The sequence below is a fragment of the Fluviicoccus keumensis genome (genome assembly GCF_004217445.1).
GTDB lineage: Bacteria > Pseudomonadota > Gammaproteobacteria > Pseudomonadales > Moraxellaceae > Fluviicoccus > Fluviicoccus keumensis.
This window is the reverse complement of sequence record NZ_SHKX01000013.1, coordinates 350,469-367,862: the sequence shown is the minus strand read 5'-3', so window position 1 is coordinate 367,862 and position 17,394 is coordinate 350,469. Positions and strand designations below refer to the sequence as shown.

Genomic DNA, 17,394 nt, shown 5'->3' with positions numbered 1-17,394 from the left:
GCCATGACCGCTTCCGCGAAGAAAGTCCGCGTCACGAATGACGAGAAGATCGTTTCCATTGAACAGGGCCGCCTGCCCGCGCATGCCGACGTGGTCATTGTCGGTTTTGGTCCAGCGGGGGCGGCGCTGGCCAACCTGCTGGGCCGCTACGGCATCGATACGCTGGTGCTGGACAAGGCCGAGGATATCCTGCCGATGCCGCGCGCCATCGCCCTCGACAACGAGGCGTTGCGCATCCTGCAAATGGCCGGGCTGGCCGAGGATGCCTTCGAGAAGATCGCCATTCCCCGCGTGCGTCTGCAATCGCCCTATGCCGGGGAGTTCGGCCGGGTGAATACTGCCGGTTGCCTGGATGGCCATCCGAAGCTGGTGACGTTCTACCAGCCGGAGCTGGAGCGCGCGCTGCGCCGCTCGCTGGCGGGCTATCCGAATGTGCGCACCGTGGTGTCTGCGGAGATGACCGACTTCATCGACCAGGGGCATCATGTTGTCCTGCAACTGGCGGTGGCGGGCGGCGCGCCACAGACCCTGACCTGCCGTTATCTGGTCGCGGCGGACGGCGCCGGTTCCACCATCCGCACCCGGCTGGGCATCGCATTCGGCGGCGACACCTACCAGCAGGACTGGCTGATTGTCGATGCCCGCAACGTGCGCGCGCCGATCAACGATATCGAATTCACCTGCGACCCCGACCGGCCGGTGCCGCACATGACCGCCCCCGGCGGCCGCGAGCGCTGGGAGTTCATGCTGAAGCCGGGCGAGACCCGCGAGCAGGTGCTGCAACCCGCCTTCATCCGCGACCTGCTGAAACCCTGGGCCAATGCGGATGACCTGGAAATCGAGCGCACCGCCGTCTACCGCTTCCACGCGCGGGTGGCGGAGTCCTTCAGCAAGGGCAATGTCTTCATGGTCGGCGACGCCGCGCACATCACGCCGCCCTTTGTCGGGCAGGGCATGGTGGCGGGGCTGCGCGACGTGGCCAATCTGGGCTGGAAACTGGCCTGGGTGCTGCAGGGCCGCGCCGCGCCCGCCATCCTCGGCAGTTACGACCGTGAGCGCCGTCCGCACGCGCGGGCGATGATCGATCTGGCGCGCGCCATGGGGCTGCTGATCAAGCCGGTCAACCCGGCGGCGGGGGCCTTCTCCTCGCAGCTGGTGAAGAACCTGCGTCGCCTGCCGCCGGTGCGGCCGCTGTTCGATGAACTGAAGATCAAGCCGCGCAACCGCTTCAAGGAGGGGCTGTTCATGCCGCGCGTCCGCCATCCCCGGCTGGATCGCGGCAACCACCTGCCGCAGGCCTGGCTGCGCGGGGCTGACGGGCAGGGCGCGTGGAGCGATGACGCGATGGGCGAGCAGCTGACACTGATCGGTTTCGGGGTGGATCCGCAGCGCCTGCTGAGCCCGGCGCAACGCGCCGCCTGGGAAGTGGCGGGCGGCGGTTACCTGCAACTGCGCCATCGCGGTCAGGCGGGCGGTTCGGGCTGGGAAGACCTGACCGGGCAACTGGTGCCGGAGCTGGCCCCGGTGGGCTGGGCGGCGGTGGTGCGTCCCGACCGGGTGATCGTCCATGACGGCCCGGCCGACCGCATCGACCGGCTGGTGGGTGAAAGCCTGGCCCTGCTGGCCGGACGGGGGTAAGCCGATCATGCCGATCCGCCGTCTTGACGATATCCGCGCGCTGGAAGCGCAGCCCCTGGACCCGGCGGCGCTGCCCGCCAGCACCTACGACGCCCTGCGCGAGGCGGCGCGGCGCACGCCGTCCGCCACGGCGCTGAGCTTCTTCCTCGACGCCGACCGCTTCGAGCGCGCGCACCGCTGGACCTATGGCGAACTGTTCGCCGACATCACCCGCGCCGCCAACGCCTTCCATGCGCTGGGTGTGACCAAGGACGATGTGGTGGCCTTCGTGCTGCCGAACCTGCCGGAAACGCATTTCACCATCTGGGGCGGCGAGGCGGCCGGGATTGCCATGGCGGTGAACCCGCTGCTGGAAGGCCCGCAGATTGCCGAGCTGGTGCGCACCGCCCGCGCCAAGGTGCTGGTGACGGTGGCCCCGACGCCCGGCGTCGATCTGTGGCCGAAGCTGAAGGCGCAGTTGCGGCAGATGCCGGACGTGCGCACCGTGGTCTGGGTCAATATGGCTCCTTACGTCGGGGTGAAGGGGCCGGTGCTGCGCTATCTGGCGATGCACGAGCGGCACAGCGTCCGCAACCTGACCCTCGTCGATCTGGGCAGCCTGATGAAGCGCCAGCCCGCCGACCGGCTGCTCAGCGGCCGCGTGATCCGGGCGGAGGAGCCGTCTTCGTACTTCTGCACCGGCGGCACCACCGGCCTGCCCAAGATCGCCGTTCGAACCCACGGCAGCGAGGTTTTCGACGCCTGGGCGGTGAACCGGGTGATGGAGGGCGAGGGCGCGGAACGCACCCGCACCATTTTCTGCGGCCTGCCGCTGTTCCACGTCAATGGCCAGCTGGTGACCGGGCTGATGAGCTGGATGCGCGGCGACCATGTCGTGCTGGGCACGCCGCAGGGCTATCGCGGCAAGAACCTGATCCCGCGCTTCTGGGAGATCGTCGCGCATTACCGCATCAACCTCTTTTCCGGGGTGCCGACGCTGTACGCGGCGCTGTTGCAACAGCCGCACGACCGCCTCGACATCAGCTCGCTGGAATTCGCCATCTGCGGCGCGGCGCCGATGCCGGTGGAACTGTTCCGCGCCTTCGAGGCTTCCACCGGCGTGCGCATCCTGGAAGGCTACGGCCTGACGGAAGGGGCCTGCGTGTCGTCGATCAACCCGCCGCACGGCGAGTCGCGCATCGGCTCGATCGGCCTGCCGCTGCCCTGGCAGGCGATGAAGGCGGTGCTGCTGGACGAGGACGGACAGTACGCGCGCGATGCCGCGACCGACGAGGTCGGGGTGCTGGTGATCCGGGGGCCGAACGTGTTCGCCGGTTACCTGAATCCGCTGCACAACCGGGGGTTGTGGGTGGAGATGGGCGGTGAGCGCTGGCTGAACACCGGCGATCTGGGCCGTCAGGACGGCGACGGCTATTTCTGGCTGACCGGCCGCAAGAAGGAACTGATCATCCGCGGCGGCCACAACATCGACCCGAAAATGATCGAGGAGCCGCTGCACGCGCACCCGGCGGTGGCGATGGCGGCGGCGGTGGGCATGCCCGACGCCTATGCCGGGGAACTGCCGGTGGCCTATGTGCAGCTAAAACCGGGCCAGCAGGCCGACGAGGCGGAGTTGCTGGAATTCCTGTCCGCGCGCATCGCCGAGCGCGCCGCCCTGCCGAAGACGATCCGCTTCCTGGACGCCATGCCGGTGACGGCGGTGGGCAAGATCTTCAAGCCGACCCTGCAGATGCGGGAGATCGAGGGGGTAATCCGGCGGGAGTGCGAGGCGCTGGGGGTGGAGCCTGCCGGGTTGGAGGTGTTCCAGGACAGCAGGCGCGGGCTGGTGGCGCGGGTGGAGGTGCGGGGGGAAGCGGCGTCGCTGCGGGAGGTGCTGGGGGGGTATGCGTTTGCGGTGGAGTGGGGGGAGGGGTGATTCACCGTTGTGATTCAGCGCCATGGACAGCGGTGGTCCATGGCGCTTTCAGGTTTACTCTTAATCCCTGATCCGGTACGGGCAGCGTTGGTCTGTGAGGTTTAAGGTTCGGCAGGCTACAGCACGCAAATGAACTGGGGTCAGCCTTTGCGATGAAGAAGTAGGCTCGTTACGTTTTTCGCTTGGGCCTGCTTTGAAAGGTCGTAGCCTGTCAATTGGGCGATGATTTCTTCACTGACCCCAAGAGAGTCGGCTATATCGAAGATAGAAACCCCCATTTTGCTATAGATGATGTCTAAAGCTGCGCCAAGAATCTCCGGATTCTCATAGGGAATCTCATCATCGTACTCTTCCGTTCGCCCTCCTTTACTGAGAAAAACGTTTGCGGTGCGGTATTGCTGGGCAGTTAGAAGCCCCAGATAGTTAGCCCTATAGATAATTGCCCGAGCACTCATCATCCAACGGCGCTTGAGGGAGTAAATCCTTTCCCAGCGAATACGTGTTGGCCCAACGCACCCTTCAAACTCTTTTAGAAATGCACTTCTCGGGAACAGGAATGCGCTGGCAAAACAATCAGCTTCTTTCTCAGTCTGGTTACAACCCGTCTCAAGCCCTTGATGCAGGATCAGGTGCCCGCACTCGTGTGCGAGGTCAAAGCGAATCCGGCAAGAACTACCCTTGTTACGGTTCAGGACCACTATGGGCCTTTTCCTGTTGATGGATAAGGCATCCACTTTGTCAGAGACATCATCAAAACTCGTGATGACTGCTCCTGCGTTTTCCAGCACTCTGACCATGTTGCTTATGGGAGCCATCAGCCCCAGATTCCAATGTTTCCGACACGATTCGGCTTCTCTCTCCAGCGCTTCAGCATCTGGATTATCGACCTGTGCAGCAGGGAAATCTGGCTCGGGCAATTCGAGATGGTGGTCAAGAATATCTACCAGAAGTTCGAAAATTGTTCCAAGCGCCAAGACGCGGTTGGCTAAACCGACAGGAGTTGTCTTCCTTTTCCGGAAATGGCATTGCTCGTATTTAACATCGTTGACGATGCTGTGGTTGAAGAAGCTAGGTTTTACCTTGAGCACTTCCGCGAGAGCTGCAGACACATCCTCAGCTGGGCTTTTGTCTCCACTTTCCATTTGATGAACAAACTGTCTGGACACGCTAACCCAATGACCCAACTCTTGTTGGGTCATTCCAGACATCAGCCGGGCCAGCCGTAACCGGTCGCCATGGAAGTTGTTAGTCTCCATTTGCGGAGTCGTCTTGTTTTTTGGGTTTCTTGGGGGCCAAGCGAGTTGCAGCCGAGGGCAACTCAATAGCCTGAGGACGGGAGTCGCTGACGGGCGCTATCTTGCTAGGAACGCCATTCAGGTTTATGTCATGTCTGGCACAAATTTCCTCTGAGTGGTCGTATGCGACGAAATGGACACGGTCAATGGTCCGCTTATCATTCCGGCCGAGGACGCAATACCAAATCAGATCCTGAGTCTGATCGGGGGAGTCCAATAATCCTAGCTGGAGGAGGGCCTCTTCAGATCTGATTAGCTTGCCTGAAGGGAGCTTTTCTGGCGATTCGCCACTCCAAAAACGCATCGGCGTTGATCCAATGGTGAAAGTAAATCGACCGCCAGGAGTTAGAATGTTCAGCCAGTCATGTTTGCTGCTTAGCCAGATGATATTGGTTTTCAGGCATTCATAGATACGCATACCTAGGGAGGTGTTTGTATCTCCGATCGTTGGATCATGTCGATCCACAATATTAGCAGTGATGTCAGCTAAGAGACGTGCTAGAAAGGTCAACTTGTCAAGTTGTAGATCGACGCAAATTTCCCAAGGCTTTTTCATGAAGACCGCCACTGTAGGTTTAAGTCGTCATTTTTGGGTAAAAATAAATATTTGTCAAGCTGTGTTAATTTTGGAAAGCGACAGCTTATGACGTCATTTGTCGTCCAAGATGCTTGTGTTTCAAAAGGGTCTTGAGCGAATGGTTCGCCTTGGTTCACTCCTTCTGCCTGATCCGGTACGGACACCGTTCATCCGCCTTCGCATAGCGCACCATGTCGCGCCCCCGCGCCAGCGTGTTCGCATACGGCATCTGCCGCTGGAAATAATTCACCAGCCAGGCGGGAATGGTGTTTCCACCCGGCTCGACATAGCCCTCGGTCACTTCCGAGCTGCGGCCGTTTGGCAAGGGCGTGAGCCGCGTCACCACTTCCCAGGCCGGCAAGCGCAGCAGCGGCGGCCTGGCGGGGATCTGGTGCGGCACGCCGGTGAAGCGGATCGTCAGCGCGCCGCTTTTGCCGGAGTAAGGCATCAGTTCCACATGCAGCGGGATATCGCGGTCCGGAAGTCCGAAGGGAGCCTTGAAGCGGAGGTAGAAGTAAAACTCGGTATCCGAGATGCGCCGCAACAGCTTGCTTTCCGCCGCATTCATGAACCAGCGGGGGTAGTTCTCCGTATCCAGCAGCTGGCAGGCCGAGACGTCCAGCGGCTGGTCGAATTCGGCCTCGACCTTGAATGAGCGGAAAATCTTGTGGTCTTCACGTTTGTAGTAGGTGGTCACGGCATGCCGTTTGTCCGTTTTCAACAGCCGCCATTCATTCGTCCCTGGATACTGGAGCGCCGCGAATTCCTGGTCCTCTTCGTCAACGGCATGGGCCGCCGATATCGCACACACCGCCAGCACCCCCAGTAACCGCTTGATCCGCCTGTCTTTCATGTTCAACCCCCGCACTCCATCGTAAACAGGATCGGGTGCGATCGCGCGCCCGTTCTTGATCGCCGTCAAGGGTTTGGCGGCGTGGGCGAACTATATTTGAATAATTTTCATTTATGAAGTATTTTCATTATTGTTCGGGAATTAACCGACAAATGGCGTTGGGCCACGGGTGAACGGGTTGGAGGTGCGGCATGAACAGTGGGCAATACACCCCATATACGGATGAGGAACGCCTGAAGATCGGCGAACGCTGGCGGCGCTTCTATGCCGCCTGGGACTGGATCGTAACCCCGGAATTCTCCGGGCACGAGCACGTGGACGCTGATCGGCCGTCTCTGTGGGTCGGCAACCACTCGATCCTCGCCTTTGCCGACGCCTCGCTGATGATGCGCGAGCTGTACCTGCGGCACGGCATCGTCATGCGCTCGCTGGGCCTGCACGCCCATTTCCGCATTCCCGGTTGGGGACCGTGGCTGACGGCCAACGGCGCGGTGGACGGCACGCGCGAGAATTGCGCGGCGATGATGCGGGCGGGGGAACACATCCTGGTCTATCCCGGCGGCGGCGGGGAAGTGATGAAGCGGCAGGGCGAGCAGCACACCCTGCGCTGGAAGAACCGCACCGGCTTCGCGCGGATGGCGATCGAGAACAATTACCCGATCCAGCCTTTCGCCACCGTCGGCGCGGACGACTGCTGGGACATCCTCTACGACAACGGCCGCTTGCAGGACACCCGCCTGGGCCAGTGGCTGCTGGAACATACCGACCTCAAGGCCGACGAGCTGCCGCCGGTGCTCAAGGGCTTCGGGCCGACCCTGCTGCCCAAGCCGCAGCGCATGTATTTCCGCTTCTTCCCGCCGGTGTACCCGGCGGAGTTCCGCCGCCTGCCGATCGAGGAGGGGGCGCTGGCGCTGCGCAACCGTGTCGAGGCGATTGTCAGCGGCGGCCTGCGCGACCTGCTGGCCGAGCGTGAGCAGGATCCGAAGCGGGAGCTGCGGGCGCGGATGGCGGGCAGGTTGGGACGGTAGGGAAAAAACCGGCGCGGGCGCTCAGCCGAATTCCGGCAGCAGCGCCAGCGTCACCTCGGTATCCTTCGCAAACTTCAGCTGCAAATCCTCCGCCAGCAGCTTGGCCAGCTTGCCGCCCAGCAGCGGCACATCCACCCGGATCTCGAAATCCAGCGTTTCCACCATCGCCCCGTCCGTTTCCGCCAGCGTCAGTCCGCAATCAATGCGCACCGGCAGCCCCGTGAATTCAATTTCCACCGAGCCCGTGCCCGACCGCCGATCCCAGCGGTCGGTCTGCACCAGCGTGATTTCCCCCGGAAACCAGCCGCGCGCAAAGGCCGGCACCGGAATCTCCGCCGGGACGGTGCGGCTGACGCGGATATGGAAACGGCCGTCGTCGTTGTCGGTGTCCAGCACCCGGATGTCGCGGGCGTCGGTGGCGGCGTACTTGGCGGGGTAGAAGGCCGGGTTGGCGTAGGCGCTCAGCAAGCGCCCGGCGGGCAGGCAGTGACGGATGGTTTCACGGAATTTCATGGCGATTGCTCAGGCCCGGCGGCAAGGACATGAGCAATGATAACATTTATTCCGGCATGACTTCATACGTACTGCGGCAGCATCCCCATCGTCACCGCCGTGTCCTTGGTGAATTTCACTTTCAGGTCATCCGCCAGCAGCTTCTCCAGCTTGCCGCCAATCAGCGGCACATTCACCTTGATGTCGAAATGCAGGTCTTCCACCGCCTGGCCCGCCACATCCTTCAGCAGCAACTCGCAATGTACCCGCACCGGGATGCCCACGAATTCGATATCCAGCGAGCCCGTGCCTTTCTCCAGATCCCAGCTGTCGGTCTGGATCAGTGTGATGTCCTGCGGCACCAGGCTGCGCGCAAAGGACGGGATGGGCACGTCGGTGGGCACCTTGCGGCTGACCTTGATCTGGAAGCGGCCGTTGCCCTTTTTCATGTCCAGCACGCGGATGTCGTGCGCGCCGGTGGCGGCATACTTGGCTTCGAAGAAGGCGGGGTTGCTGAAGACGGGCAGCAATTGGGCGCTGGTCTGCGGGTAATCGATGCGCTCGCTGTATTTCATGGGGGGTGCTCCGGGGGTGGGGCGGCGCGCATCCGATGAACGGGGCTTGCGGGCCGGAAAAGAATCGCACAATATACGTAACAACAATGTATCGTTAAATTAGCAGCGCCGCGCCGATCCCGCAATAGCCGCCCGTCGAAACTTCCCCGGAAGCCGCGGCCGGAGCGGCCGGTTCCGCGGCGGCGTATCGCAAAGGGGAAACGAAATGGCGGCACCGCGTCGAATAGTGATTACCGGCGGTTCGTCCGGTCTGGGACTGGCGCTGGCCCGCGCCTGCGTGCGGCGGGGCGATCATGTGGCCTTGCTGGCCCGGGATCCGGTCAAGCTGGAACGCGCCGCCGAGGAGCTGCGCTTGCTGCGGTCGACCGCGCGCGTCGCGGTCAGCGCCACCGATGTCCAGAACCCGGCGGGGCTGCAGCAGGCGTTTGAACAGATCGCCAAGGCGCTGGGCGGCATCGACATTCTGGTGAACTCCGCCGGGGTCTTGCGCGAGGGCTATTTCGAGACCTTGCCGCTGCGGGTGCATCGCGAGGTGATGGACATCAATTACTTCGGCACGCTGAATACCATTCACGCCGCCTTGCCGCATCTCAAGCAATCCGCGCAGCCGCGCATCGTCAACATTGCCTCCATCGCCGGGCTGACCGGCGTGTTCGGCTACAGCGCCTACTGCGCTTCGAAGCATGCGCTGGTGGGCCTGTCGGAAGTGCTGCGTTACGAGTTGGCGCCGCAGGGCATCACCGTGCAGCTGGTCTGCCCGCCCGAATTCGATTCGCCGATGGTCGATGAACTCGACCGCACCCGCACCCCGGAAAACCGCGAACACACCCTGACCATTCCCAAGGTGGCGGTGGAGGTGATCGTCGCCGAGGTGCTGCGCGCCCTCGACCACCGCCAGTTCCTGACCGTGCCGGGCCGCCTGGCGCGCCTGACCTCGCTGGGCCTGCGCCATTTCCCGGCTATCAGCCGTTTCATCGGCGACACGCGGGTGCGCAAGGCCTACGTCGGCCCCACCCTATAACCGGAGATTAAACATGTATGCATTAAGCGGAAAAGTGGTTGCCATTACCGGCGCGGGCAACGGCATCGGCCGGGCGCTGGCGCTGGCCTGCGCCACGCGCGGCGCGCAACTGGCGCTGAGCGACATCAAGGAAGAGCCCCTGCAGGAAACGGCGCGGCTGGTGGAAAAGCTGGGTGGCCGGGCGGTGATCCGCGTGGTGGATGTGGCGAAGCGCGACGAGGTCGAGGCCTGGGCGGCCGCCACGGCAGCGGAGCTGGGCGGGGTGGACGTGATCATCAACAACGCCGGGGTGGCGCTGCTCGACACGCTGGAAGACGTGCCTTACGAGGAATTCCGCTGGGTGTTCGACATCCTGTTCTGGGGCGTGGTGCACGGCACCCGCGCCTTCCTGCCGCTGGTGCGGGCGCGTCAGGGCGTGGTGGTGAATCTGGGCAGCATCCATTCCTTCATCGCCGCGCCCAACAACGGCCCCTACTGTTCCGCCAAGAGCGCGGTGCGCGGCTTCTGCGATGCGCTGCGGGAAGAAGTGCGCGCCGACGGCGTGCAGGTACTGCTGGTGATGCCGGGCGGCATCAAGACCGAGATCGTGCGCAATTCCAAGGTGCGCAAATTCATCAATGCGGGGGCGTCTCAGGAAGACGTGCACCGCGCCCACAACGCCGCCTCGCTGACCTCGCCGGAACAGGCGGCGCGCATCATCCTCGACGCCGTGGAAGCGCGGAATCCCCGGCAACTGGTCGGCATCGACGCGGTGTTCTACGACGGCCTGACCCGGCTGATGCCGTCGCTGGCGCACCGCCTCTATGCCTGGGGCGCGCGCCGCCTCGCCGTGCAGCACTGACCGTTTTGGAGACCGCACCATGTCCGTCATTGATACCCGCATTTCCCTGACCGGCCTGAAGCAGCGCTTCGCCACCGCCACCCTGCCCACCGAGGCGCAGCGCAGCGGCTTCTGGAAGGCGCGCTTTATCGGTCCGCTGTGGCTGCGGCTGGGCGGCATGCCCAGCTGCTATCTGGGCGGCCTGTGGGGCTGGCTGGGCAAGAAATTCCTGACGGCGGACAGCGCCACCAATGTGCTGGCGCGCGGCGCGGGCACCATCGACGCGCTGTCGATGCAGGCGCGGGTGCAGCCCTCGCTGCTGGACGGCAAGCCGGTGGTGGCGCTGACCTACGGCGCGTCCGGCCCGGTGCCCTGGCGCTGGGTCACCGACGAATTGCGCGCCCTCGACGAGCGCACGCTGCTGGGCATGACCCGCCTCGACCTGCCGCTGCTGCGCCGTTTTGTCTTCCCCTTCCTGCTGGAGCGCGAACCGTCATGAATACTGAATTCGATTACGACGTGCTGATTGTCGGCTCCGGCTTCGGCGGCAGCGTCAGCGCGCTGCGGCTGGCCGAGAAGGGCTGGAAGGTCGGCGTGCTGGAAATGGGCCGCCGCCTGACCACCGAGGATTTCGAGGCGGCGGCGCACAGCAACCGCGCTCTGACCTGGATGCCCGCGCTGGGCATGACCGGCTTCTTCGCGCAGGAAGTGTTCCGTCATGTCGCCATTTTGCGCGGCATCGGCGTCGGCGGCGGCAGCAATGTCTACGGCGCAGTGTTGCTGGAACCGAAGGAGGCCTTCTACCGCGACCCGGCCTGGGTCGGGCTGAACGCCGACTGGCGCGCCGAACTGGCGCCGCATTATGAAACCGCCCGGCGCATGCTCGGCATTGGCGACAACCCCTATCGCGGCATCCAGGACCAGTGGCTGGAGCAGGCGGCCGAGCGCTTGGGCGCGGCCCACACCTTCGGTCCGGTGCCGCAGGGCATCTTCTTCGGTTCGCCGGAATGGAAATCCCCCGACCCCTATTTCAACGGCAAGGGCCCGGAGCGTCAGGGCTGCACCCAGTGCGGCCGCTGCTTCACCGGCTGCGCCTACGGGGCGAAGAACTCGCTGGACAAGAACTACCTGTATTTCGCCGAACAGGCCGGGGTGCGGGTGATGCCCGAGCGCAAGGTGACGCACATCGAACCGCTGGCGGCGGGCGGTTACCGGCTGCACCTGCAGCATCCCTGGGACAAGGGCCTGAGCTACGCGCCGCTGACGGCGCGGCAGGTGATCCTGGCCGCCGGGGCGCTGGGCACGCAGGAAATCCTCTTCGCCTCGCGCGACCTGTACCGGACTTTGCCGAACGTTTCCCCGGCGCTGGGCGAGCATGTGCGCACCAACAGCGAGGCGCTGGTGGGCATCCTGTCGCGCGACCCGGATGTCGATGTCACCAAGGGCGCGGCCATTTCCACCCATTTCTACGCCGACGACAAGACGCACCTGACCCAGAACCGGCTGCCGCCCAGCTACGGCCTGATGAAGTTCTACATGGTGCCGATGGTGGACGACAATAACCCGGCGCGGCGCGCCCTGCGGACGCTGTGGGCCTACCTGCGCCATCCCTTCAACGCCTTCCGCGTCTATTTCGCCCGCAACTGGTACAAGCGCACCACCTACCTGACGGTGATGCAGCACGCCGACAACGAGCTGCGTTTCAGCTTCGGCCGCACGCTGCTGCGCGGCTTCCGCCATGCCCTGAAGTCGGAACTGGCCAAGGGCGGCCGCACGCCGTCCTTCCTGCCGCAGGCCAACGCCGCCGCCCGCGCCGTGGCCGAGGCCAGCAACGGCATTCCGCAGAACATGATCGTGGAAAGCCTGGGCAACATGTCGGTAACGGCGCACATCCTGGGCGGCGCGGTGATCGCCGCCGCCCCGGCAGACGGCGTCATTGACAGCAACCATGAAGTCTTCGGCTACCCCGGCCTGTACGTGGTGGATGGCGCGGCTATTCCCGCCAATGTCGGGGTCAATCCCAGCCTGACGATCACGGCGATGGCGGAACGTTTCGCGGCGAAGTTTCCGGCGCGCGTTGACGCCATGGCCGCCGTCACGGCGGACGAGGAACGGAATCTCACCCGCTTCATGCCGGCGGTGACGCTATGACCCGGCCGGTTACCCTGAACAGCACACTCCCGTGAGGTTTGCATGACTGTATTTTTCCGAAAGCGGCCGCTGCTGGCCGTATTGGCGGTATCCCTCCTTGTCAACGCCCCGGCCCGCGCCGCCGATGACGACCTTGATGAATTGCGCGCCGCACCGGATAGTAATGAGTGGCAGTTGATCAAGAATGACCGGCGGCACCAGATCAAGCTTTATGCCAAGCGCGATCTGGGCAAGCGGCTGCGCTCCTTCAAGGTGGAATACGAGGCGGAAGGCACGCTGGACGCGCTGGCGCGGGTCTCCTTCGACCTGCCGAACTATCCGCGCTGGTTCTTCCAGATGAAGGAAGCGAAGCTGCTGAGGCGCGTCTCTGACCGCGAATTCTATTATTACGCGGTGCATGATGCACCCGCGCCGCTGCCGGACCGCGATGTGGTGCTGCACGTCACCATCCAGCCCTACAACCCGAAGACGGGTTACGCCATGCATGAGGTGGTGTCGGTGCCCGACTACCTGCCGTCCAAGCCGCCCTATGTGCGCATGGTGGCGGAAAACTACTCGGTGAAATGGACGCCCATCGGCAAGAACCGCTGGCGCAATGTCTCGGAAGGCTATGTTGATCCGGGCGGCGTGGCGCCGGACTGGGCGATCAATTTCGTGCAGCGCACCGCGCCCTACCAGACGGTGCTGGGCGTCTTGCGGATGGTGCGGCTGGAGGAATTCGCCGACGGCAAGGAGCAGCCGGCCTTTTCTTACGGTCGCTATCAGGAGTAAACCGGGGCGCGCAGGCGCCCCTTAGCCCAGCAAGTCCTTCACCGCCACCGACTCATCCGCCAACCGTTCCGCATCCACGGCCAGGTTGTCGAGGATGATCTTCTTGCTGAGCATGAACTCCTGCGGCCGGTTGATGCAATCCGCCGCCAGCAAGCGCGTTCCCTGGAAATAGAAGGCGGCAAAACTGCGGCTGTTTGCCTTGTCGCCGCGAATCACCACCCGGTCGTAGCCCTGACTCAACCCCGCAATTTGCAGCTTCAGGTCATACTGGTCCGACCAGAACCACGGCAGGCTCTGATAGGGTTTTTTCAACCCGCAGATCGACGCCGCCGCCGCCTTGGCCTGATCCCCGGCATTCGGCACCGACTCCAGGCGCATCCGGCGCTGGTAAATGGCGTTGAAGTGGTTGGCGCAATCGCCCGCCGCCACGATATTGGGATCGTTGGTGCAGGCGAATTCATCCACCGTGATGCCGTTATCCACCGCCAGCCCGGCGGTCTGCGCCAGTTCGACATTGGGCACCACCCCCACGCCGATGATCACCAGATCGGCCGGGAATTCGACGCCGTTGGCGCACACCACCCGCTCCACTCGTCCGTCACCCGCCAGCGCCGTCACCGAGATGCCGGTCTGGATCTGCACCCCTTCTTCACGGTGAATGCGGCTGTAGAATTCCGACAGTTCGGGGGCGGTGACCCGTTGCAGGATGCGGTCGGCCATTTCCAGCACCACCACCGCCATGCCCTGCTTGCGCAGCGAGGCGGCGGTTTCCAGGCCGATATAGCCGCCGCCGATGATCACCGCGCGCTTGCCCGCGATCACCTCCGGCTGGATGCCCTGCACATCGGCAATGGCGCGCAGGTAATGCACCCCGGCCAGTGCCTCGCCGGGCAGACCGGCCTTGCGCACGCGCGCACCCAGGCACAGCGCCAGCTTGTCATAGGCCAGTGAGGTGCCATCGTCCAGCGCCAGCAGTTGCCGCGCGCGGTCGATGGCCGTGACCCGGCCCTGACGGAAGCGGATGTTGTTCTTCTCATAGAAGGCGGCGGGCCGGATGTACAGGTCCGCCACGGTCTTGTCCCCCGACAGGAAGGTCTTCGACAGCGGCGGATGCTGGTAGGGCAGGTAGCCCTCATCGCCCACCACGACAATATCGCCGTCCCAGCCTTCCAGACGCAGGCTGGCGGAGAGCTGGGCGGCGGCATGGCTGGCGCCAATGATCACGGCGGTCCGGGCGGTCATGGCGGCTCAGCCCGCGGTCTTGGCGGTGAGCTTGACCATCATCCTGGCGTAGCCGCGCACAAAGTTGGACTGGACGAGCTCCGGCTCGCTGATCACTTCAATGTTGTCGAAACGGGCCAGCAGTTCTTCCCAGAGGATTTTCAACTGCAATTCCGCCAGCCGGTTGCCCATGCAGCGATGGACGCCGAAGCCGAAGGACAGGTGGTTGCGCGCGCCCTTGCGGTCAATGATGAATTCGTCCGGCTGCTCGATGGCGCGTTCATCGCGGTTGCCCGAGACATACCACATCACCACCTTGTCGCCCTTGCGGATCAGCTGGCCGCTCAGTTCCACGTCCTCCTTGGCGATGCGGCGCATGTAGGCCAGCGGCGTCTGCCAGCGGATGATTTCCGACACCATGTTGGGAATCAGGCTTGGCTTTTCCTTCAGCTTGACGAACTCGTTGGGGAACAGGTTCAGCGCATAGACGCCGCCGGACATGGAATTGCGCGTGGTGTCGTTGCCGCCGACAATCAGCAGCGCCAGGTTGCCCATGAATTCCATGGGCTTGCGGATCAGGTCCTCGGTGTCCTTGGAATAGACCAGCATGCTCATCACGTCGTAGCCCATCGGCACGCCCGCCGCTTTCTGCGCCGCTTTCTGGTGCCACAGCTCCGAGAACTGCTTGGTCATCTCGATCGCCGCGCGATAGAACTCGTCGTTGCTGCTGCCCGGACCGCCGGTGGCCTGCGGGCTGCCGGCAATGATGTCGGACCAGTACACCAGCTTGTGGCGCTGTTCATACGGAAAATCGAACAGGGTGGCCAGCATGCGCGTGGTCAGTTCGATGGATACGTTCTGCACCCAGTCAAACGGCCGGTCCAGCGGCAGCCCGTCCAGCACATCCTGCGTCCGGGAGCGGATCAGCGACTCCAGCTCCTTCAGGTTCTTGGGGGCCACCACATCCTGCACCGCCTGGCGCTGCTTGTCGTGCTTCGGCGGGTCCATGGCGATGAACATCTCCGCCGGCAGGCCTTCCGGGGTCTGGCCGATGATGATGGCCGGCTCGGCCGAGAACAACTGATGGTTCTTGTCGACAAAGACAATGTCTTCATAGCGGGTGACGGACCAGAACGGGCCGAAGGGGCTGCTCTTCCGGTAATGCACCGGGCACTCGTCGCGCAGGCGCTTGAAGTAGGACTGCCACTTCTTCTGCTTATAAAGGAAGGGATTGCTGACATCGATATCTTCGAGCTTCAGGCTCATGACATCGGGAATGGGCTTTTCCACGAACTCTTCAAACGCCTGCGTCTGCAACACCGCATGCTTGACGTTCTGGAAGGTCTGGATGCCCTTGATCAGGATCGGCATCGGCACGTTGGCCGAGACGGTTTCGACCACCAGGTCGGTGGCTTTCTGGATGGCGGGTACTTTTTCGTTCAGCTCGGCGAAGGTCGTGGACGCTTTGTCGAAGGCGGTTTTCAGCAGGCTCATGATGGTTCAACCCCGGCGGAATGTTGGCTTAGGGAAGCGGATCGCGGATGGCGATGCGCCCTTACATCTGGAATTCCGGCAGATGGACGACCATGCCGTCCATGGCGTCGGTGGCCTTGATCTGGCAGGACAGGCGCGAGGCCGGCTTGCGCTCCGGGGTCATTTCCAGCATCTGCAGTTCCTCGGCGCCGGCCTTGCCCGCCACGTCCAGCCAGGCACTGTCGACGATGACATGGCAGGTGCCGCAGGCGCATTCACCGCCGCAATCGGCGTCAATGCCGGGCACGCCGTTGTCCATCGCGATCTGCATCAGCGATTTGCCCGCTTCCAGCTCCACCTGATGTTCGGCGCCGTCATGTTCGATAAAGGTAATGTTGCCCATGAATCTGTCCCCAGCGTTGAATTGAACAGGGCGGGGGCGGAAAGGTCCCCCGGTATCCTGTGGTTTAAGCGTAGTCAAGAGGCTCCCCTTACACGCAGGTCTTTTCTTGACGGTCAGGGGTCATTTAAAGACATCGTGCTTCTCAGGGACGCATTTTGGCGAAAACTCACGCATTCCGGGCGTCTTTCCCCAAGGATCGTTTGATTTTCGACAGTCGGATTGTACTACAACATTTGCGTTTGGATAGCCCTTTCGGTCCCGGGGACGTTTCTTGCCGGTCGGGACGAGCATCGATATCGGGAACTATGGAGGATCGGGGATTGAAAGGGGCGTTTTGAGGGGGAGGCGTCGGGATTCGGGGGAATGTTGAGGCGGTCAGGCGGAGGCTGCCGGCCTGCGGGCGCAGGCCTTGGGTTTGCCGCCCCGGTCTTTCGGGGCGGCTGCTATCCGGAGCCGGCCGGACTTACAGCCTGGGCAAACCGTGTTCTTCCATGGCCATGCGCAGCGCGGCCAGGCACATGCGCGTGGTCAACGCACATTGTGCTTCCACATCGGCCGGATTGAGGGGGTAGTGCCGGAACACCACCGCGCCCGCCGTTTCAATCCAGCCGACCAGGGTTTCAATCAGGCGCGGCGGCAGGGCGGTGAGGCCCAAACCTTCCGCCTGTTGGTTGATCAGCAGGATGGCCACGTTCAGCGTTTGCTGCCGATAGCGCTGAGCGATGGAGCCTTCCGTGAAGCCTTCACGATAGATGCCGGTCACCACCGGTCCCAGTTCCAGTCCCCAGTCAAAATAGGCGCGCACCCCGGCGGTAATGCGCTCTTCGCCGGTGTTGCACCGGGATACCGCGGTCATCAATCGCAACACCAGATCCGAATTGGCCTTGGCGATCAGCTGGTCGAACACCTGCTCCATGCCGCCGGGGAACCAGCGGTAGAAAGACGGCCGCGACGCGCCGGTTTCCTGCAACAGCAGCTCGACGCTGATATCGCCGGAGGCGCGTCCGGCCAGCAGCCGTCCGGCGGCGGCGAGCAGGGGGGCCTGACGGGCGGTCAGTTCGTCCCCCGCGATGCGCGGACGGCCGCGCGCGCGGGGCGGGGATTCGGGAGGGGCGGATTCAGTCATGCGGAGATGATGCCACAGTCGTCATCGCGGAAAAA

17 protein-coding genes are annotated in these 17,394 nt (G+C 63.5%); 8 read left to right on the top strand and 9 right to left on the bottom strand.

Annotated elements, in window-relative coordinates:
- Positions 1–3 precede the first annotated feature (3 nt).
- A complete protein-coding gene (locus EV700_RS12565) occupies positions 4–1,638 on the top strand; it encodes a bifunctional 3-(3-hydroxy-phenyl)propionate/3-hydroxycinnamic acid hydroxylase (RefSeq protein WP_130414275.1) in 1,635 nt (544 codons plus the stop codon).
- The gene (locus tag EV700_RS12560) at positions 1,568–3,553 is read left to right on the top strand and encodes an acyl-CoA synthetase (protein ID WP_242610261.1); all 1,986 of its coding nucleotides are present in this window, start codon (positions 1,568–1,570) and stop codon (positions 3,551–3,553) included. The genes EV700_RS12565 and EV700_RS12560 overlap by 71 nt, the downstream gene beginning before the upstream one ends.
- A gap of 140 nt (positions 3,554–3,693) precedes the next feature.
- Here the strand turns inward: EV700_RS12560 and EV700_RS12555 are convergent, their stop codons facing one another.
- From EV700_RS12555 to EV700_RS12545, 3 genes are all read right to left on the bottom strand, one after another.
- Entirely contained in the window at positions 3,694–4,809 is a 1,116-nt protein-coding gene (locus tag EV700_RS12555; protein WP_130414273.1) for a helix-turn-helix domain-containing protein, read from the bottom strand.
- Positions 4,799–5,404 (bottom strand): hypothetical protein, encoded by a 606-nt coding sequence (locus EV700_RS12550; protein WP_130414271.1) that lies wholly within the window; start codon positions 5,402–5,404, stop codon positions 4,799–4,801. Before EV700_RS12550 ends, EV700_RS12555 begins: the two co-directional genes overlap by 11 nt.
- A 154-nt stretch (positions 5,405–5,558) precedes the next feature.
- On the bottom strand, positions 5,559–6,278 hold the full coding sequence (locus tag EV700_RS12545) for an SRPBCC family protein (protein WP_130414269.1): 720 nt from the start codon (positions 6,276–6,278) through the stop codon (positions 5,559–5,561).
- A gap of 191 nt (positions 6,279–6,469) precedes the next feature.
- Between EV700_RS12545 and EV700_RS12540 the strand changes: the two genes are divergently transcribed.
- Entirely contained in the window at positions 6,470–7,306 is an 837-nt protein-coding gene (locus EV700_RS12540) for a lysophospholipid acyltransferase family protein (RefSeq protein WP_130414268.1), read from the top strand.
- A 21-nt stretch (positions 7,307–7,327) separates the two neighbouring features.
- Here EV700_RS12540 and EV700_RS12535 read toward each other — a convergent pair whose 3' ends face one another.
- A complete protein-coding gene (locus tag EV700_RS12535; protein WP_130414266.1) occupies positions 7,328–7,819 on the bottom strand; it encodes a DUF2505 domain-containing protein in 492 nt (163 codons plus the stop codon).
- Between the two features lie 62 nt (positions 7,820–7,881).
- Positions 7,882–8,373, bottom strand: coding sequence for a DUF2505 domain-containing protein (locus EV700_RS12530; RefSeq protein WP_130414264.1), 492 nt, complete (start codon positions 8,371–8,373; stop codon positions 7,882–7,884).
- 205 nt (positions 8,374–8,578) lie between these two features.
- Here EV700_RS12530 and EV700_RS12525 point away from each other — a divergent pair, with 205 nt between their 5' ends.
- The 5 genes from EV700_RS12525 to EV700_RS12505 are packed head-to-tail and all read left to right on the top strand — an operon-like array spanning position 8,579 to position 13,136.
- Complete coding sequence (locus EV700_RS12525) at positions 8,579–9,394, top strand: SDR family NAD(P)-dependent oxidoreductase (RefSeq protein WP_130414262.1); 816 nt, start codon at positions 8,579–8,581, stop codon at positions 9,392–9,394.
- Between the two features lie 13 nt (positions 9,395–9,407).
- A complete protein-coding gene (locus EV700_RS12520; protein WP_130414260.1) occupies positions 9,408–10,235 on the top strand; it encodes an SDR family NAD(P)-dependent oxidoreductase in 828 nt (275 codons plus the stop codon).
- Positions 10,236–10,254: 19 nt separating this feature from the next.
- A complete protein-coding gene (locus tag EV700_RS12515) occupies positions 10,255–10,713 on the top strand; it encodes a hypothetical protein (protein WP_130414258.1) in 459 nt (152 codons plus the stop codon).
- On the top strand, positions 10,710–12,365 hold the full coding sequence (locus EV700_RS12510; RefSeq protein WP_130414256.1) for a GMC oxidoreductase: 1,656 nt from the start codon (positions 10,710–10,712) through the stop codon (positions 12,363–12,365). Before EV700_RS12515 ends, EV700_RS12510 begins: the two co-directional genes overlap by 4 nt.
- 42 nt (positions 12,366–12,407) lie before the next feature.
- A complete protein-coding gene (locus EV700_RS12505; protein WP_130414254.1) occupies positions 12,408–13,136 on the top strand; it encodes an SRPBCC family protein in 729 nt (242 codons plus the stop codon).
- A 21-nt stretch (positions 13,137–13,157) separates the two neighbouring features.
- On the opposite strand, the gene EV700_RS12500 is transcribed toward EV700_RS12505, so the two are convergent.
- From EV700_RS12500 to EV700_RS12485, 4 genes are all read right to left on the bottom strand, one after another.
- Positions 13,158–14,378, bottom strand: a complete 1,221-nt coding sequence (locus tag EV700_RS12500) for an NAD(P)/FAD-dependent oxidoreductase (RefSeq protein ID WP_130414252.1) — start codon at positions 14,376–14,378, stop codon at positions 13,158–13,160.
- Positions 14,379–14,384: 6 nt separating this feature from the next.
- Entirely contained in the window at positions 14,385–15,728 is a 1,344-nt protein-coding gene (locus EV700_RS12495; protein WP_242610269.1) for a cytochrome P450, read from the bottom strand.
- Positions 15,729–15,912: 184 nt separating this feature from the next.
- Positions 15,913–16,233 carry a 2Fe-2S iron-sulfur cluster-binding protein gene (locus tag EV700_RS12490; RefSeq protein WP_130414248.1) on the bottom strand — a complete coding sequence of 107 codons (321 nt, stop codon included), beginning with the start codon at positions 16,231–16,233 and terminating at the stop codon, positions 15,913–15,915.
- 463 nt (positions 16,234–16,696) lie between these two features.
- The gene (locus tag EV700_RS12485; protein WP_130414246.1) at positions 16,697–17,359 is read right to left on the bottom strand and encodes a TetR/AcrR family transcriptional regulator; all 663 of its coding nucleotides are present in this window, start codon (positions 17,357–17,359) and stop codon (positions 16,697–16,699) included.
- Positions 17,360–17,394: the final 35 nt, after the last annotated feature.

What these genes read in the sequence shown, in the direction of transcription:
- EV700_RS12545 (WP_130414269.1), bottom strand. Translation starts at nt 6,278, where the DNA reads ATGAAAGACAGGCGGATCAAGCGGTTACTGGGGGTGCTGGCGGTGTGT.
- EV700_RS12555 (WP_130414273.1), bottom strand. Translation starts at nt 4,809, where the DNA reads ATGGAGACTAACAACTTCCATGGCGACCGGTTACGGCTGGCCCGGCTG.
- EV700_RS12530 (WP_130414264.1), bottom strand. Translation starts at nt 8,373, where the DNA reads ATGAAATACAGCGAGCGCATCGATTACCCGCAGACCAGCGCCCAATTG.
- EV700_RS12515 (WP_130414258.1), top strand. Translation starts at nt 10,255, where the DNA reads ATGTCCGTCATTGATACCCGCATTTCCCTGACCGGCCTGAAGCAGCGC.
- EV700_RS12535 (WP_130414266.1), bottom strand. Translation starts at nt 7,819, where the DNA reads ATGAAATTCCGTGAAACCATCCGTCACTGCCTGCCCGCCGGGCGCTTG.
- EV700_RS12540 (WP_130414268.1), top strand. Translation starts at nt 6,470, where the DNA reads ATGAACAGTGGGCAATACACCCCATATACGGATGAGGAACGCCTGAAG.
- EV700_RS12490 (WP_130414248.1), bottom strand. Translation starts at nt 16,233, where the DNA reads ATGGGCAACATTACCTTTATCGAACATGACGGCGCCGAACATCAGGTG.
- EV700_RS12560 (WP_242610261.1), top strand. Translation starts at nt 1,568, where the DNA reads ATGACGGCCCGGCCGACCGCATCGACCGGCTGGTGGGTGAAAGCCTGG.
- EV700_RS12550 (WP_130414271.1), bottom strand. Translation starts at nt 5,404, where the DNA reads ATGAAAAAGCCTTGGGAAATTTGCGTCGATCTACAACTTGACAAGTTG.
- EV700_RS12500 (WP_130414252.1), bottom strand. Translation starts at nt 14,378, where the DNA reads ATGACCGCCCGGACCGCCGTGATCATTGGCGCCAGCCATGCCGCCGCC.
- EV700_RS12565 (WP_130414275.1), top strand. Translation starts at nt 4, where the DNA reads ATGACCGCTTCCGCGAAGAAAGTCCGCGTCACGAATGACGAGAAGATC.
- EV700_RS12510 (WP_130414256.1), top strand. Translation starts at nt 10,710, where the DNA reads ATGAATACTGAATTCGATTACGACGTGCTGATTGTCGGCTCCGGCTTC.
- EV700_RS12525 (WP_130414262.1), top strand. Translation starts at nt 8,579, where the DNA reads ATGGCGGCACCGCGTCGAATAGTGATTACCGGCGGTTCGTCCGGTCTG.
- EV700_RS12520 (WP_130414260.1), top strand. Translation starts at nt 9,408, where the DNA reads ATGTATGCATTAAGCGGAAAAGTGGTTGCCATTACCGGCGCGGGCAAC.
- EV700_RS12505 (WP_130414254.1), top strand. Translation starts at nt 12,408, where the DNA reads ATGACTGTATTTTTCCGAAAGCGGCCGCTGCTGGCCGTATTGGCGGTA.
- EV700_RS12485 (WP_130414246.1), bottom strand. Translation starts at nt 17,359, where the DNA reads ATGACTGAATCCGCCCCTCCCGAATCCCCGCCCCGCGCGCGCGGCCGT.
- EV700_RS12495 (WP_242610269.1), bottom strand. Translation starts at nt 15,728, where the DNA reads ATGCCGATCCTGATCAAGGGCATCCAGACCTTCCAGAACGTCAAGCAT.